Here is a 16926-nt window from a genome sequence, read left to right as displayed (position 1 = left end):
CCGCCCCTCCTTTGCCCAGTGTCAGGATGATGCTCGTCTCATTCCGATACCCGCGAAGGGGGGAGGGGAATCTGACGAAATCACGAACTTTCGTTCGTTATATTTGTCACAGGGACATCCAAAGGGTTCGCAAGCAGGCGATTCATCCCCCACCTACGCTGGGCTTCGTCCCGGACGCTTAGAGGAGGGAGAATTTTCGCCTAAATCAGTTAAACCTTTCTTAGAACCACTTCCGTCCATGCACCTCGATGAACCTATACTCTTCTTGATAATGGCCATAGTGCCCTTCATCGATCATGTGTTGGAACGCCGCATCCCCTTCCGCCGCTTTCCGTTTCATCAATCGACAGAGCGCATCGATTCGTAACAGTAACATCGGCAGCAACTCCGTTGTCAACCCTTCCCAGCCATACGCCTCCAAGAAGAGCGCGACTCGTCGTTTGTACGTCCCATCATCGCGCTCCGCCTCATAGTGGACGACTTCACCGGACTCGGCTTGATGACGCCGGCTGAGCGGGACGAACGTATAAAGGGCATACACGATATCCCAGGCTCGTGGTCCGGGCGCCGCCAAATCAAAGTCGATGACCCCTGCCACTTTCCCGTCATGAAAAATCGTATTGTAGACGGCGAAGTCGTTGTGGCAGATTACTTCAAATGGTTCTGGCGTATTGTCGAGTGGTTGCCAGTCAGACGGCCACTCGACATCCGCTGTCGCGTCATGCAGCCGACGCATCAATCGAGCTGCATCTTGAATCGCCTCATCGGACCACATGTACGCTTTCAGCGGATAATCGGCCGTCTCCCCTTCGAGGTACGTCAACACCTCTCGGCTCTGTTCATCCACCCCGACAAATCGCGTAACGCCCGATATCCCCTTCGCCTCTAAGTGCCTTAACAATTGATGGACGTGTTCACTGCCGTCTTTCAACGTTCGATAGACATGATTCCCCTTTTTATAGACGGTCGACACGTTCCCCCCGCTTAACCTCTCCTCTTGCTCATTCGATTGGTCCATCCAATCCCCCCATTCTTCATCAGTCACGTTCAGTATACAATACGATGATATACGACACGATTAAGTACCGATGACGGATTCTAAAGCTTTGATGAAATCAACACAGATCGTCCGCTCCCGTCAAAGCGGCACCGTGACTCTTGCAGGAAAGCAATCTAACGGAGACCCCGCAAGCACGAAGTGCGAGGAGGCTCCGTGGATTGCCTGCAGAAAGCATCGGTGCCGCCGAGACGGGTTTAACCACAAAAAAACAGGCCCGCACGAGGCGGACCTGAAAACAATCAATTATTTTTTGAGGTTGTAGAACGACTTGATGCCGTCGTATTTCGCTACATCGCCGAGCATGTCTTCGATGCGGAGAAGTTGGTTGTACTTCGCGATACGGTCTGTACGCGAGAGCGAACCAGTTTTGATTTGACCAGCGTTTGTCGCAACAGCGATGTCCGCGATTGTCGCATCTTCTGTTTCACCAGAACGGTGTGAGATAACTGCTGTGTAACCAGCTTTTTTAGCCATTTCGATCGCGTCGAATGTTTCTGTGAGCGTACCGATTTGGTTAACTTTGATGAGGATCGAGTTCGAGATTCCTTTTTCGATACCTTCAGCAAGTTTCTCAGTGTTCGTTACGAAGAGGTCATCCCCAACGAGCTGAACTTTGTCACCGATTTTGTCAGTGAGCAATTTGAAGCCGTCCCAGTCGTTTTCGTCGCAACCGTCTTCGATTGAGATGATTGGGTACTTGCTTACGAGCTCAGCGTAGAAGTCTACGAGCTCAGCAGTTGTCATTGACTTGCCTTCGCCAGCGAGTTCGTACTTGCCAGTTGACTTGTCGTAGAACTCAGAAGACGCAACGTCCATTGCGAGGTAGATGTCTTCGCCAGCTTTGTAACCAGCTTTTTCGATCGCTTCGAGGATAACTGTGATCGCTTCTTCGTTCGACTTAAGGTTTGGTGCGAAACCACCTTCGTCACCGACAGCTGTGTTAAGACCCATACCAGAAAGAACTGATTTGAGGGCGTGGAATACTTCTGCACCCATGCGGAGCGCTTCACGGAACGTTGGCGCGCCAACAGGCATGATCATGAACTCTTGGAAGTCAACGTTGTTGTCAGCGTGCGAACCACCGTTGATGATGTTCATCATTGGAGTTGGAAGCGTCTTCGCGTTGAATCCACCGAGGTACGTGTAAAGTGGAAGGCCAAGCTCGTCTGCTGCTGCGTGTGCTGCTGCCATCGAGACACCAAGGATCGCGTTTGCGCCGAGTTTACCTTTGTTTTTCGTACCGTCGAGCTCGATCATTTTACGGTCGAGTGCGTTTTGGTCGAAGACATCGTAGCCGATGAGTTCTGGTGCGATTGTGTCGTTTACGTTAGCAACGGCTTTGAGTACGCCTTTACCAAGGTAACGTGACTTGTCGCCATCACGGAGTTCAACTGCTTCGTGCTCACCAGTTGATGCGCCTGATGGGACGAGGGCACGGCCGAAACCGCCGTCTTCTGTGAAGACTTCTACTTCGATTGTTGGGTTACCGCGTGAATCCAAAATTTCGCGTGCGTAAATTTCTGTAATCATTGACATGAAAATTCGCTCCTTTTTGTTTGGAAAGTTTTTTGAGTTACTTCGTGACGATTGATGAGCCAGTCATTTCGGCCGGTTGCTCTCCACCGAGAAGGTGAAGGAGCGTCGGGGCGAGGTCGCACAAGGCGCCTTGGAGAACTGGTTTCAGTTCCACCCCTTCTTTCGTGACGATACATGGTACAGGTTCCGTCGTGTGGGCCGTCATCGGTGAGCCGTCCGGGTTCGTGACAAGGTCAGCGTTCCCGTGGTCCGCCGTGATAATCGCCGCGCCGCCTTTGGCAATGAGTGCGTCCACTACTTTACCGAGGCATTCGTCGACGACTTCGACAGCTTTCTTCGTCGGTTCGAGCATACCGGAATGGCCGACCATGTCCGGGTTCGCGTAGTTGATGATATACGCGTCGTATTGATCCGATTCGATGCGCTCGAGAAGACCTTCCGTGAGCTCGTATGCGCTCATTTCCGGCTTCAAGTCGTACGTCGCCACTTTCGGTGACGGTACGAGGAATCGATCTTCACCTTCGAACGGTGTTTCTTGTTGTCCGTTCAAGAAGAACGTGACGTGCGGGTATTTCTCAGTTTCCGCGGCGCGGAGCTGTTTGTACCCTTGCGCGGCAAGCGTTTCGCCGAGCGTGTTTTTCAAATCTTCTGGCGGGAAGACGATGTCCGTGTCGATTTCATCTGAGAACTTCGTCATTGAGACGAGCAAGATGTTCTCTGGATGAGTGCTCGAAAGTTCGAAGCCTTTGAAGCCGGTCTTCTCTTTGAACACTTTCGCCAGTTCAATCGCCCGGTCCGGACGGAAGTTGAAGAACATGATTGCGTCGTTGTCTTGAATCGTCGCAATCGGTTGACCGTCTTTCTCGATGACCGTCGGAAGAACGAATTCATCCGTCAAGCCGTCTGCATATGACTGTTTAAGAACGTCGACTGCATTCGTACCGACTTCGCCTTTCGCGTTGACGAGCACGTCGTATACTTTCTCGACGCGTTCCCAACGGTTGTCGCGGTCCATGGCATAGTAACGTCCAGACACGCTAGCGACTTGACCGAGTCCGAGTTCAGCGAGCTTCGCTTCCGTCTGTTCGAGGAAGCCAGCGCCTGATTTCGGATCACAGTCACGGCCGTCCGTGAAAGCGTGAATGTAAACTTTTTCGATGCCGTGGAGTTTCGCGAACTCGACGATGGCGTACATGTGGTTGATGTGTGAGTGAATCCCACCGTCTGAGACGAGGCCCATGATGTGGAGACTCGAGTCATACTTCTTCACATGTCCGGCCAAGTGATTCATCGCTTGGCGGTCGAAGAGTGAACGGTCTTTGATGGCGTTGTTGACGCGTGAAAGTGACTGATAGACGACCCGGCCGGCACCGATATTCAAGTGACCGACTTCCGAGTTCCCCATCTGACCTTCCGGAAGGCCGACGTACTCGCCTTTTGCGTTCAAGAGCGTATGTGGATACTGCTCCCAATAGCGGTCGAAGTTCGGTTTGTTCGCCGCAGCGACCGCGTTACCGAACGTCTCGTTCCGCATTCCAAAACCATCTAAGATGATGAGGGCGACTGGTCTTGCCATTTAAATCGCCTCCAACAACTTGAGGAACGAAGCAGCTTCAAGTGAAGCACCGCCGACGAGCGCGCCGTCGATGTCTTCTTGTGCCATATACTCCTTGATGTTCTCAGGTTTTACAGAACCGCCGTATTGGATGCGAACCGCAGCCGCCACGTCTTCACCGTAAAGACCTTTTACCACGTCACGAACATATTTGCATGAGCTTTGCGCGTCTGCTTCGTCCGCTGATTTACCAGTGCCGATCGCCCAAACTGGCTCGTACGCGATGACGAGTTGTTTGACTTGGTCAGCAGAGAGGTCCGCGAGGCCACCTTCGACTTGCGTCTTGATGACGTCTTCGAACTTGCCGCCTTCACGCTCTTCCAATGTCTCACCGACACAAACGATTGGCGTAAGACCGTGTTCGAACGCTTTTTTCGTTTTGCTGTTGATGAACGCATCTGATTCGCCGAAGTATTCGCGACGCTCTGAGTGTCCAAGGATGACATATGTCACGCCGAGGTCAGCGACCATGGCCGGGCTGATTTCGCCTGTGTATGCCCCGCTGTCTTTGTCGTACATGTTTTGTGCGCTGAGCTTCAAGTTCGATCCTTTAGCCGCTTCTACCATTGGGGCCAAGAATACTGCTGGTGCACCAATCGCCGCGTCAACTTTGTCCGTTGACGGGATATTGTTTTTAACTTCCTCTACGAAAGCGACGGCTTCCGAGAGTGTTTTGTTCATTTTCCAGTTACCTGCAATAATCGGTTTACGCATCGATAACCCTCCTCTGTTTTACTTGTCGTTCAACGCTTCGACGCCTGGAAGTTTCTTGCCTTCCATGAATTCGAGTGAAGCGCCGCCACCAGTCGAGATGTGGCTCATTTGGTCAGCAAGGCCGAATTTGGCTGCTGCCGCTGCTGAGTCACCACCACCGATGATTGAGTATGCATCGCTGTCTGCGAGTGCTTGAGCGACACCTTTCGTTCCGTTGGCGTACTTATCAAGTTCGAATACGCCCATCGGTCCGTTCCAAACGACAAGTTTCGATTCGCGAATCGCTTGCGCGTAAATTTCGACTGTCTTCGGTCCGATATCAAGACTCATATGATCCGCTGGGATCGAGTCGATATCGACTGGTCCGACGTAAGTCTCTTCGCCGAATTCTTTTGTGATGATGCAGTCGACAGGCATCAAGAACTTCACGCCTTTGTCTTCTGCTTTTTTCATGAACTGACGAGCGAGGTCGAGCTTGTCTTCTTCAAGGAGTGACGTTCCGACTTCGTGACCGTTTGCTTTCGCGAACGTGTACGAGAGACCGCCTCCGATGATGAGTGTATCCACGATGTCAAGAAGGTGGTCGATGACCCCAATCTTGTCAGCAACTTTCGATCCGCCGATAATCGCCGTGAACGGACGGTCTGGATTCGAGAGTGCCTTGCCGAGGACTTCAAGTTCTTTCTCCATCAAGAAACCAGCAACCGCGTGGTCGACGTGGTGCGCGATGCCTTCTGTCGAAGCGTGGGCACGGTGAGCCGCACCGAACGCGTCGTTGACGAAGAGATCAGCGAGTGCCGCGAAACCTTTCGCGAGTTCTGGATCGTTTTTCGTTTCACCAGGGTAGAAACGGACGTTCTCGAGAACGACGACGTCACCTTCACCAAGTTTAGAAACGGCTTCTTCTGCGACTGGACCGTACGCCTCTTCGACGAGGGGTACATCTTTGCCGAGAAGTTCAGCGAGACGTTTTGCGACCGGTGCGAGTGAGAACTCGAGGTTCTTCTCGCCTTTTGGACGGCCGAGGTGGCTCGCCAAAATGACTTTCGCGCCGCCGTCGATCAAATGCTTGATCGTTGGAAGTGCCGCTTGAATCCGCGTTTCATCTTGAATGACGCCATCTTTGAGTGGAACGTTGAAGTCAACGCGGCAAAAGACGCGTTTCCCTTTTACATCGATGTCACGAATAGACTGTTTGTTCATAACCTTCGCCTCCATATGTCGTGCGTGTCAATTTCATAAATAGAGCGGAGAACAATCTCTTGTTTCCGCTCCTATTTGATTCTATTTAGTTCACGAACTTACTTCGCGATTTCAGCGAAGTGCTTGAGTGTGCGAACCAATTGTGCAGTGTAAGACATTTCGTTGTCGTACCAAGAAACTGTCTTAACGAGTTGCTTGTCGCCAACTGTCATTACTTTTGTTTGCGTAGCATCGAAGAGTGAACCGTAAGTGATTCCGACGATGTCAGAAGATACGATTTCGTCTTCAGTGTAACCGTAAGACTCGTTCGCTGCTGCTTTCATTGCTGCGTTGATTTCGTCAACAGATACAGTTTTCTCAAGAACTGTTACGAGCTCTGTGAGTGAACCTGTAGCAACTGGTACACGTTGTGCCGCACCGTCAAGTTTACCTTGAAGTTCTGGGATAACGAGGCCGATCGCTTTAGCCGCACCAGTTGTGTTCGGTACGATGTTTGCTGCTGCTGCACGCGCACGACGGAAGTCGCCTTTCGGGTGTGGAGCGTCAAGCGTGTTTTGGTCGCCTGTGTAAGCGTGGATTGTCGTCATGAGACCTTCAACGATTCCGAACTGATCTTGGAGAACTTTCGCCATTGGCGCCAAGCAGTTTGTCGTACAAGAAGCACCAGAGATAACTGTCTCTGTACCATCGAGGATGTCGTGGTTTGTGTTATAAACGACAGTCTTCATGTCACCTGTAGCTGGAGCCGAGATGACAACTTTTTTCGCGCCAGCTTTCAAGTGAAGCTCCGCTTTCTCTTTGTCTGTGAAGAATCCAGTACATTCGAGTACGATGTCAACACCGAGCTCGCCCCATGGGAGTTCTTCTGGGTTGCGGTTAGCAAGTGTGATGACTTTCTCGCCGTTTACGAGGAAGTGATCGTCATGTACTTCAACGTCTCCGTCGAAACGACCTTGAGTCGTATCGTACTTGAGAAGGTGAGCAAGCATCTTCGTGTCAGTCAAGTCGTTGATTGCAACAACTTCGATTCCTTCGTTTTTGATGATCTCGCGGAAAGCCAAACGACCAATACGTCCAAATCCGTTAATACCAACTTTTACTGCCATGTTAATTTCCTCCTTAGGGTAGAAGCTATTTATTGAAGAGCCAACGGGGGTCAACTCTTTAATAACGATTTAATAATTCTGTCGCCGCACCTTCGTCTGTGACGAGGATGATGTTCGGCGTGTGTTTCGCATATGCGGCGATTGCCTGTGCCTTCGATTTCCCTCCGGCGACAGCGATGACGGTGTCCATGTCGTCGAGCTCCTCCAATTGGATCCCGACCGTCTTGACCCGGTGCACGATTTCACCTTCCGCGTTGAAATAATAGCCGAACGCTTCGGCGACGGCATCGTGCCGTTCAATCATCCGCAAATGCTCTGGTGACGCGTGACGGCGTTTCGCCATCGTTTCGGCCTCACCAATTCCATGTACCACAATTCGCGCCGCTCTAATCATTTCCAGTACATTTTTTATGCTAGGTTCCTCCACCATCCGCTCGAACGTCTCTTGCGAAACCTCGTCCGGAATGTGGAGTAAATGATAGTCGGCATGGGCCCGGTCGGCCATCCGAGAACAGACGGTGTTCGCCTGTAACTCGAGCGTCTCTCCGAGTCCGCCGCGTGCCGGCACGAAATGCATCGGCCGTTCTTTTTTATCGGGCGACATCATGGCCGCAACCGATGCCATCGTCGTCCCGCCTGTGACCGCGATGATATTGTCGTCCGGTGCCAGTCGCGCTTTTAGTTGCGTGACGGCGGCCCGTCCGATATCTCGCTGGACCCAGAACGTCTCGTCGGAATCACCCGGTACGATGACGACTTGGCGAACGCCTAGTTTACGCTCGAGTTCTCGTGCGACTTCCGAGATCCCTAGGATTTCTCCCATGACCTCGTGCAAGTCCCGAAGAACGTTTCGGCCCGATTCCGTAAGGGAAATACCTTGAGTAGCGACCATCAACAGACCTTGGTCTTTCAGAAAGTCGACTTCTCGTCTTAGGATTCGTTCCGTCAGCCCGAGGCTTACGGCCAATGTCCGTCGGCCAATCGGCTGCATCAAACGGACATAATGTAAGATATCGTAACGATGTCGGAGCGTATCGAGCATGTCGGGAACGATTTGCTTCTGAACTTGGATCAGCTGCTGGATCATACTCATTCCCCCTCGACTTAAAGCATGGACGCTATGCGTCCCACTTTTCTATTTGCGTCCCACCGCTACGACTTCATCTTATCAATCACCTTTCCGTCTTGCAACCCCTTCAAACGTTTTTTTTCGATGTAAACGTATACTTAACAAATTCTTCAACTTTACTGTCATCGTATCGACCTTGACTAATCACCTGTCCTTCGTGTAAGACGACCGGGATTTCGAACAAGTATTTCGCCTCAAGTTCCTCGTTTCCAGTGATGTCAATCTGTTCGAGCTCGAACGGATAGTCTTCCATGAGCCATTCGAGCATGACGAGCGCCTCCTCACAGAGCGAACAGTTGGCGCGGCGGTATAACGTCAGGACCATGTCAGTCCCCTCCTTTCCAATATTGTCGTTCCCGCTCCCGTGAGTTTCCAAAACCGAGCGCCTCCCGGTAGTTCGCCACCGTCCGGCGTGTCACCGTATAGCCGAGCCGGGCCAGTTCACGCATGAGGGCGGCATCGCTCAACGGCGACGCCTCGCGTTGAATCAGTTCAGCGAGCGCCTTTTTCACCATGAACGGGGATTGCCCATGCGTCGCTCGCACGAAAAAGTGACGCCACGCCATCACGCCGCCCTCGGTCGTCACGTACTTCCCTTGAATCGCCCGGCCGACGGTCGACTCGTGCTTGCCGATCTGTTCGGCGACTTCTTTTCGCGTCAACGGATGCAAGACGAGCTTTCCGTCCAACCAATCGCGTTGGCGTTCGGCGATGACGGCCCAAACCGATCGAAGTGTCGCGTTCCGCATCTCGAGCGTCTCGTGCCACCACTTCGCCTCGCGGTCGTCCCCGATTCGAGCCGCATCGATCGTCGGGCTGAACCATGTCGTCACGAGCTCGCCGTCGCGACGGACGACTTCAAGTTCCGGCACGACGTGTTCGGTTCCTTCATATAATAATGGTGTCTTCGGGAGTGTCGCCACGATACGCGTCACCCGCTCGTACTCGGCAACCGAGATATCGAGTCGCTGGGCGATGTCATCGAGGTGTGCGTCGAGCGCCTCGAACACGTCCAAGACGAGCGGATCGTCATGCTCAATCGCATGCCGATATTGGCAGTCACGTTCATTGCGGGCCCCGACGCCCGTCGGTTCTAGAAACAAGAGCGCCTGGCGCGCCGCCTCGACGTCTGCCACATCGACTTCGAAGCGATGGGCGAGCACGAAGTCGCTGTCCGGTAATAGACCGCGATGGTCGAGCGCGAGCACGAGCCGCTTCTGGAGTGCGCGTTGAGACTCGCTCCCGCTCCCCTCGTCAATTTGCTCAAACAATCGTTCCTCGAACCCGCTTGCCGTATCGGCCACCCATTCGACCGCACCGCTCCCCGTGGCGATACATGGATTGCGTCGGGCCAACCGACCAAGTTGAAAGGCGATGGTCGTCCGGTCCGCCTCGAGAATCGGCAACCGCCGGACCATGTCCTGGGTCAGCTGTTGTGTTTGGAGTTGTTGCTGTTCTTGCCGTTGCATCGGTCACACCCCTCTCGCTTCCTATTGTAGCGAACAGCGCGAAATCGTGCTCGAAAAAAAGTGAGACGAACAGGATTGCTTTTTTAAAAAAACAAATGTATAATAAATCGTGTCAGAGAACATGCACCCGTAGCTCAGGGGATAGAGCACTGGTTTCCGGTGCCAGGTGTCGGGAGTTCGAATCTCTCCGGGTGTATCACAGCAAGAGGTCAGGCAGCATATGCCTGGCCTCTTTTGTCGTTTTAGAATCATCAAACCGTGGAATAGGTCAAAAACGATGACTATCGTTTGACCAACATTGACTATAGCGGTATGATATGTTTACAACCTACATAAAGGAGGCAGATTCAATGTTAATTCCAACAGTTATCGAACAAACAGGTCGCGGGGAACGCGCGTACGATATTTACTCACGCTTGCTCAAGGACCGCATCATCTTGCTCGGAAGTGCAATCGACGACAACGTCGCCAACTCGATCGTTGCCCAGCTTCTCTTCCTTGCAGCCGAGGACCCAGATAAGGACATCTCACTTTACATCAACAGCCCGGGTGGTTCGATCACTTCCGGAATGGCGATTTATGACACGATGAACTTCATCAAGCCGAACGTGTCGACGATTTGTATCGGAATGGCCGCATCGATGGGTGCCTTCTTGCTCCAAGCCGGTGAAAAAGGCAAACGCTTCGCGCTTCCAAACGCGGAGATAATGATTCACCAACCGCTCGGCGGTACGCAAGGTCAAGCATCGGATATTAAAATCCATGCCGAGCGCATCATCAAGATGCGTGAGAAATTGAACCAAATCATGGCCGACAACACTGGCCAGCCGCTTGAAGTCATCGAGCGCGACACTGAGCGCGACTACTTCATGTCAGCAGACCAAGCGAAAGACTATGGTCTCATCGACAAAGTCATGACGCGATAATCCAAAAGTGCCTTTCCCTACTTCGGGAAAGGCACTTCTTTGTTATTGGACGGGCAACCAAATTTCAATCAAGTCGTCGGCTCCGTCTTGTCCATGAATATAGCGCTCAAAATCGAGTGCATCTCGCAACATTACATCCGGCAATGATAGAAGTTGATTATATGTCGTAGGGATGGCTGGAATTCCCCCTTCGACCGTGGCTACAAGATACCGTCCTGCCGACAGTTCAACCTGTCTTCTGTCTTCACCTATCACAGGATTAGTCATCCCTGCTAAATAGGCTTCTTCTTTCGCTAAACAGACGCCATATGATTCGTCTGTTGTCAGCTCTGGTTGCAGTTTTTTCCAAACGAATGGGATTTTGGTGAGTTCGGATACATAGCCGTTTACGATTTTCGGTTGGTCCCACTGCTCATAACGTACTTTCATTGAATCTCCCCCTGTTTGCATCCATTTAATTTGTTGCTCGACTTGTCGCAACGCCTCGATTTCACGTTGAACCTCATCAAGTCTGCTGTCGAGTAAACCGCTCACACTTTCTGCCGCTTGAATTTGTTCGAGCGAGATGCCCATTTGACGTAGCAACTTGATTTCGTTCAGGCGCCTTATTTCTTCCATCCCGTATAACCGATACTGATTCTCTAAACGAGTCGGTCGGACAAGTCCTTTTGCTTCATACCATTTTATTGCTTTAGTGGACAACCCCGTTAGATGGACCACTTTTCCGATTTGAATCATTGGCGTCCCCCCTTCTCGTTTATCATAAAGCCGGCCGTAGCGGACAGGTCAACATCTTTATTCTTTGACCTCGACCCCGAACACATAACGGCTATCGCCTTGCGGCCAATCCCCGCCCGTCTCGAACACATAGACACCCGGTGCGTCGGGCACGACCGGTTCGGCCGGGACGAGTTCTCCGTCAATCACTTGATGGAACGAGGCGTTCGATGGCTCGGCGTGGAACTCGACATCAATCTCGGCGCCCGCTTCGACCGGCACGAGCTGTAGGTCATCCACCTCCGGCAGACCGTGGTCCTCACATACCGCCTCACCCCCGTCCGACCAACAGTACGTCGACTGTTTCACTTCCGCGGTCACCGCGCCGACCCGGACCGTCGGGAGCGGCGGTTTGAGCGACGTCTCCGACTTCCAAAACGAGGTGGCGTATAAAATCCCGCCGACCACAAGCAATCCAATCACGACCATCCATAATCCTTTTCGTCTCAACCCGCTCATCCCCTTTGTACGTCTATTCCCCGTTCCACGAAAAAAACGACCCACTTCCGTGAGTCGTTCCGTTCATTTCGGGCGTCGGAGCCCTTTCATCATATAGCCGCCTTTAAAGTCGATCGGGTCGAACGCGACGAGGAACGCCTTCGGTTCATACTCCTCGACCATTTGGCGCAAATCCTTCATCCGCGTCCGCGCCGCCAAGACGTCGAGACGATAGCGGATGCCATCACGTCCCTGACCTTGGTAGTGCGTCACCCCGTAGCCGCTGTCGCGCATCTTTTGGATGAGCTCGGCCGGGAATTCTTGCGTGTGCACTTGAATCATATTGTAGCCGATCGCAAGCTTCCGCTCGACGTAACCGCCGACAAGAATCCCGAGCCCGAAGCCGACCGCATAGACGATCATCCCGAGTGTCGTCAAATCTTGGAACACGATGCCGAGCGCGAAGATATAGATGAGCGTCTCGAGCGTACCAAATAGCCCCGCAATCATCGTTTTTCCTTTGACGAGCATGATGGTCCGAAGCGTCAGCACCGGTACATAGACGAGTTGTAAGATTAGGATGAGCAAGATTTGCCCCATTGGAACGACCTCCATTCAAATTCAATACAACCACTATTTCAAATTTCACGGCCGGATGCAACCAAAAAAGGCTGACCGGAGTCAGCCTTTCGCAATTATTTGTCTAAGTTATCAACGCTCGTGAGCAGTTCATAGTCTTTACGGATGACCTGATAGATGGCGTTCGTGTCGCCTGACAATACTTCTTCGGCCCGCAATTGGTTGAGGAAGAGGCTTGTCGCGAACGTGACGAGGGCGCTTTTCGGGATCCCGATTTGTTTCGCACGCTCCGTGATGACCTGGTCTAAGTCAGCGTCAATCGTGAGCGAGATTCTTTTCTTTGCATTCGACATAATCATGAAGCTCCTTTAAGTTACATTTCTAAAGTCCTATACACAATTGCTAATTATATAGGAAGAATGGTTTTGGCGCAACCAGCGTCACGATGAGCTGATTTCTTCTCCGTTGCGCACCTTGTCCGCGATCTGGTCGATTTTACGGAGCCGGTGGTTGATGCCTGACTTCGAGATTGGTCCCGTCTCGAGCATCTCGCCGAGTTCTTGGAGCGAGACGTCTTGATGGGTGACCCGGAGTTCGGCGATTTCCCGGAGCTTGACCGGTAAAATCTCAAGCCCGACCGTGCGCTCGAGGAACTTGATGTTCTCGACTTGACGGAGCGCCGCCCCGACGGTCTTGTTCAAGTTCGCCGTCTCACAGTTGACGAGCCGGTTGACCGAGTTGCGCATGTCCTTGATGATGCGCGCGTCCTCGAAATCGAGCATGCCGCGCGTGGCGCCGACGAGTTTCAGGAAGTCCGAGATTTTCTCGCTCTCTTTGATGTAGAGGATATGCCCTTTCTTCCGCTCGAGCGTCTTCGCGTTCAAGCCGAAGCGGTTGGCGAGGTCCCGGAGCGCCTGGTTATGGTTCTCGTACAGGCTGTATACCTCGAGGTGATACGATGACGTCTTCGGATGGTTAATCGACCCGCCGGCGAGGAACGCCCCGCGCAAATACGCCCGGGCAAGGTTCTCGTCGCGCGTCATATCCGAGTTGAGCGTCCGAATCATCTCGTAGTTCTCCCCGAGAATCTCGAGGTCCTTCAACATCGTCTCGGCGCGCTGGGCGACCCGGACGATATAGACGTTGTTCTTCTTCAACCGCATTTTCTTCCGTACGAACAAATCGAGATGATGGTCGTACAGCCGTTTCATGAGGGAATAGATTCGGCGTGCGATGGCGGCGTTCTCGGTCGAGACGTCGAGCGTCATCCCCCGCCCTAAGGCGAGCGAGATGACCCCGTTCATCCGGACGAGCGCGGACAGTTCCGCTTTCGCCTCGGCATCGGTCACGACGAGTTGCGTCAGTTCTTTTTTGACGTCAGAGGCAAAGCTCATGTCAGTCCCCTCCTTTCTGTTCAATCACAACTTATTTCAGCTCGAGCTCTTGGAACGAGCGTGGTTTCTTGATGCGCAGCACGCGCTGCATGACGAGCCCGGCGATGGCGTCCGAGTCGTGGCGGATATAATCGCGGTTATAGTCGACGATGTCACCGGCGAGCACGTTCGTGCCATAGTTCCGGAGCTTCTTGCGGTCGAACCGGACCTCTTCCGAACCGTCCTCGAGGTAACGCTCTAAATAGATGTCCTCGATCGGCTCGTTGTTGACGACGATCGTGTCGACCGTCGACTTGCCGAGATACGCCTCAATCGATTTCAAATGCTTCATCGCGTCGTACCCTTTCGTCTCGCCCGGTTGCGTCATGACGTTGCAAATATAGACGACCGGCTTCCCGGAGCGGACGATGGCGTCGCGCACTTCCGGAATCAACAAGTTCGGGATGATGCTCGTATATAAGCTCCCTGGCCCGAGCACGATCAAATCCGCGTCCTCGATCGCCTCGACGACACCGGCCGCCGGCTTGATGCCCTCTTCGAGCAAGAACAGACGTTTGATCGGTTTCTCGACGAGCGGGATTTTTGATTCGCCTTTGACGATCGTCCCGTCCTCGAACTCGGCCGCGAGCGTCATGAGCGTCTCCGTCACCGGGAGCACCTTGCCTTGGGCGTTCAACAGTTGCGACAAGACGTCGACCGCCTTGACGAACGAGCCTTCACAGATGTGCGTCGCCGCTGTCAACATGAGGTTACCGAGCGAGTGGCCTTCGAGTCCGTAACCGCTGTCGAACCGGTACTGCAAAATCTTGTCCATGAGCGGCTCGACCTCGGACAAGGCGAGGATGACGTTACGGATATCGCCCGGCGGCAACATGTGGAACTCGTCACGGAGGCGTCCCGAGCTGCCCCCGTCGTCCCCGACCGTGACGATGGCCGTGATATCGAGCGGATAGTGCTTCAAGCCCCGTACGAGCGTCGAGAGGCCCGTACCGCCACCGATGGCCACAACTTTTCTGTCGCGTCTCATCTTACTTCTCCTTCGTCGCATGTGCGAGGTCGCGATGGACGGTCTTGACGTTATAGCGCTCGGCGAAATGGGCCGACACTTTCTCGGCGAACGTGATCGAGCGGTGCTTCCCGCCGGTACAGCCGAAGGCGACGACGACTTGCGTCTTCCCTTCGCGCTTGTACTGCGGCAACAGGAATTCGAGCATGTCGATCAGCTTCTTATAGAACGCCCGTGCCTCGGGATGCGACATGACGTAAGTCTGGACTTCTTCCGTCTGCCCGGTGAGCGGACGGAGCTCCGGGATATAGAACGGGTTCGTGATGAAGCGGACGTCGAACAACAGATCGATGTCGAGCGGGACGCCGTGTTTGAACCCGAACGACATGAAGTTGACCGTGAACGGGATCCGTTCCTCGTTGAATTGGAGCAGGATGCGGTCTTTGAGCATCTGCGGCTTCAAGTCGGTCGTGTCATAGAGCGTATGGGCCCGGTCACGGAAGCCTTCGAGCAATGAGCGCTCGAGACCGATGCCGACGAGCGGCGCGTCTTCCGGGGCGAGCGGATGCGACCGGCGCGTCTCTTTGTAGCGGCGCACGAGCACTTCGTCCCGTGTGTCGAGATAGAGCAAGTGCGGGTGCACGTTCTTCTGTTCCAAGTCGTCGATGACGATGAACAGGCTGTCGATGAAGTCGCGCGTGCGCGTATCGATGGCAACGGCGATTTTCGGCCGGACCGAGCTGATGACGTCAATCAATTGCGGCAATAGTACCGGCGGCAAGTTATCGACGCAAAAATAGCCGAGGTCCTCAAAGCTGTTCATCGCGACCGATTTCCCGGCCCCGCTCATCCCGCTGATGATAATCAATTCTTCTAATCCTTTAAAGTCTTCCATGTCACTGACGCCCCCTTAAAATTGACAACCGAGCCGTGTGTGTAGCTCTCTTCTGTCTTTAGTATAACGAACGCCTGAAAAAAAGAGAAGGGATTGCGGTCGCCCGCAATCCCTTCTGTCTCTAGTCACGCGTTTTGTTCGTGCAACGCCTCGAGGAGTCCCTCGATATAATGTTGCGCGTTTTGAGCGGCGATCGATCCGTCGTTCGTCGCGGTGACGACTTGGCGGAGCGTCTTGTCGCGAACGTCTCCGGCTGCGAAAATCCCAGGGATTGTCGTCTCCATCGCTTCGTTCGTGACGATATAGCCTTGCTCATTCGTGATGCCGAGGTCTTTGACGAAACCGGTGATCGGGTTCATGCCGATATAGATGAACACGCCGTCGATCTCATAGTCCGACTCCGTCCCGTCGACCGTGCTGACGAGACGCGCCCCACCGACTTTACCATCCGCTTCCACGATCTCTTTGAGCGTGTGATTCCAGATGAAGTCGATTTTCGGGTTGTCGAACGCCCGTTTTTGAAGAATCTTTTGTGCGCGAAGCTCGTCGCGACGGTGGACGATCGTGACTTTGTCAGCGAAGCGCGTCAAGAACACGCCTTCTTCGACTGCCGAGTCACCGCCACCGATGACGAACAAGTTCTTGCCTTTGAAGAACGCTCCGTCACAGACCGCACAGTACGAGACACCGCGGCCGCCGAGCTCTTCTTCGCCCGGGACACCGATTTTCTTGTATTGCGCGCCTGAGGCGAGGATGATGGCCCGCGCTTTATAGTCGCGGTTGTGGGCGTGGACGATTTTATACTCTGTCTCGTCCGAGATGCTTTGGACGTCGCCATAGGCGTACTCCGCACCGAACGCTTTCGAGTGGTCAAACATTTTTTGAGACAAGTCTGGGCCGAGGATGCTGTCATAGCCCGGATAGTTTTCGATATCTTCCGTGTTCGCCATCTGTCCACCCGGGATGCCGCGTTCGATCATCAATGTCGATAAGTTGGCACGCGACGCGTAAAGTGCCGCCGTCATTCCGGCTGGGCCGGCCCCGATGATAATGACGTCATAGATTTTTTCTTCTGTCAT

18 protein-coding genes and 1 tRNA gene are annotated in these 16926 nt (G+C 53.3%); 2 read left to right on the top strand and 17 right to left on the bottom strand.

Annotated features, from left to right (window positions below; translation table 11 throughout):
• Nucleotides 1-220: 220 nt before the first annotated feature.
• The 9 genes from KNO58_RS02730 to KNO58_RS02690 form a co-directional block, all read right to left on the bottom strand.
• Nucleotides 221-1018 carry a phosphotransferase gene (locus KNO58_RS02730; RefSeq protein ID WP_214751759.1) on the bottom strand — a complete coding sequence of 266 codons (798 nt, stop codon included), beginning with the start codon at nt 1016-1018 and terminating at the stop codon, nt 221-223.
• 285 nt (nt 1019-1303) lie between these two features.
• Complete coding sequence (gene eno / locus KNO58_RS02725) at nt 1304-2596, bottom strand: phosphopyruvate hydratase (RefSeq protein WP_214751758.1); 1293 nt, start codon at nt 2594-2596, stop codon at nt 1304-1306.
• Between the two features lie 37 nt (nt 2597-2633).
• Complete coding sequence (gpmI, locus tag KNO58_RS02720; RefSeq protein WP_214751757.1) at nt 2634-4172, bottom strand: 2,3-bisphosphoglycerate-independent phosphoglycerate mutase; 1539 nt, start codon at nt 4170-4172, stop codon at nt 2634-2636.
• Complete coding sequence (tpiA, locus tag KNO58_RS02715) at nt 4173-4925, bottom strand: triose-phosphate isomerase (protein ID WP_131437841.1); 753 nt, start codon at nt 4923-4925, stop codon at nt 4173-4175. It abuts the gene before it with no gap.
• An 18-nt stretch (nt 4926-4943) separates the two neighbouring features.
• Nucleotides 4944-6128 (bottom strand): phosphoglycerate kinase, encoded by a 1185-nt coding sequence (locus tag KNO58_RS02710; protein WP_214751756.1) that lies wholly within the window; start codon nt 6126-6128, stop codon nt 4944-4946.
• A gap of 98 nt (nt 6129-6226) precedes the next feature.
• Nucleotides 6227-7234: a type I glyceraldehyde-3-phosphate dehydrogenase gene (gene gap / locus KNO58_RS02705; RefSeq protein ID WP_214717731.1), complete on the bottom strand. Its 1008-nt coding sequence runs from the start codon at nt 7232-7234 to the stop codon at nt 6227-6229.
• A gap of 58 nt (nt 7235-7292) precedes the next feature.
• The gene (locus KNO58_RS02700) at nt 7293-8321 is read right to left on the bottom strand and encodes a sugar-binding transcriptional regulator (RefSeq protein WP_251026025.1); all 1029 of its coding nucleotides are present in this window, start codon (nt 8319-8321) and stop codon (nt 7293-7295) included.
• A gap of 109 nt (nt 8322-8430) precedes the next feature.
• A complete protein-coding gene (locus KNO58_RS02695) occupies nt 8431-8688 on the bottom strand; it encodes a glutaredoxin family protein (RefSeq protein ID WP_214751755.1) in 258 nt (85 codons plus the stop codon).
• Between the two features lies 1 nt (nt 8689).
• Nucleotides 8690-9832: an RNA polymerase factor sigma-54 gene (locus KNO58_RS02690; RefSeq protein ID WP_214751754.1), complete on the bottom strand. Its 1143-nt coding sequence runs from the start codon at nt 9830-9832 to the stop codon at nt 8690-8692.
• Nucleotides 9833-9955: 123 nt separating this feature from the next.
• On the opposite strand from KNO58_RS02690, the gene KNO58_RS02685 reads away from it, so the two are divergent.
• Nucleotides 9956-10028, top strand: a tRNA-Arg gene (locus tag KNO58_RS02685).
• Between the two features lie 154 nt (nt 10029-10182).
• Complete coding sequence (clpP, locus tag KNO58_RS02680) at nt 10183-10758, top strand: ATP-dependent Clp endopeptidase proteolytic subunit ClpP (RefSeq protein ID WP_024370422.1); 576 nt, start codon at nt 10183-10185, stop codon at nt 10756-10758.
• A 42-nt stretch (nt 10759-10800) separates the two neighbouring features.
• Here clpP and KNO58_RS02675 read toward each other — a convergent pair whose 3' ends face one another.
• From KNO58_RS02675 to trxB, 8 genes are all read right to left on the bottom strand, one after another.
• Nucleotides 10801-11496, bottom strand: coding sequence for a MerR family transcriptional regulator (locus KNO58_RS02675; RefSeq protein WP_214751753.1), 696 nt, complete (start codon nt 11494-11496; stop codon nt 10801-10803).
• A 57-nt stretch (nt 11497-11553) separates the two neighbouring features.
• Nucleotides 11554-11994 carry a hypothetical protein gene (locus tag KNO58_RS02670; RefSeq protein WP_214751752.1) on the bottom strand — a complete coding sequence of 147 codons (441 nt, stop codon included), beginning with the start codon at nt 11992-11994 and terminating at the stop codon, nt 11554-11556.
• Nucleotides 11995-12057: 63 nt separating this feature from the next.
• On the bottom strand, nt 12058-12573 hold the full coding sequence (locus KNO58_RS02665; protein ID WP_214751751.1) for a DUF2179 domain-containing protein: 516 nt from the start codon (nt 12571-12573) through the stop codon (nt 12058-12060).
• Between the two features lie 95 nt (nt 12574-12668).
• Entirely contained in the window at nt 12669-12905 is a 237-nt protein-coding gene (locus KNO58_RS02660; RefSeq protein ID WP_021065439.1) for a hypothetical protein, read from the bottom strand.
• 87 nt (nt 12906-12992) lie between these two features.
• Nucleotides 12993-13946, bottom strand: coding sequence for a DNA-binding protein WhiA (whiA, locus tag KNO58_RS02655; RefSeq protein WP_021065438.1), 954 nt, complete (start codon nt 13944-13946; stop codon nt 12993-12995).
• 31 nt (nt 13947-13977) lie between these two features.
• Complete coding sequence (locus KNO58_RS02650; RefSeq protein ID WP_214751750.1) at nt 13978-14973, bottom strand: gluconeogenesis factor YvcK family protein; 996 nt, start codon at nt 14971-14973, stop codon at nt 13978-13980.
• Between the two features lies 1 nt (nt 14974).
• Nucleotides 14975-15847 (bottom strand): RNase adapter RapZ, encoded by an 873-nt coding sequence (gene rapZ, locus KNO58_RS02645; protein WP_128124256.1) that lies wholly within the window; start codon nt 15845-15847, stop codon nt 14975-14977.
• A gap of 125 nt (nt 15848-15972) precedes the next feature.
• Nucleotides 15973-16926 (bottom strand): thioredoxin-disulfide reductase, encoded by a 954-nt coding sequence (gene trxB / locus KNO58_RS02640; protein WP_214751749.1) that lies wholly within the window; start codon nt 16924-16926, stop codon nt 15973-15975.

The organism is Exiguobacterium sp. J17977, assembly GCF_018616375.1.
GTDB classification, from domain to species: Bacteria; Bacillota; Bacilli; order Exiguobacteriales; family Exiguobacteriaceae; genus Exiguobacterium; species Exiguobacterium mexicanum.
The sequence above is the reverse complement of the archived record's forward strand: the minus strand, read 5'-3'. Positions and strand labels throughout refer to the sequence as shown.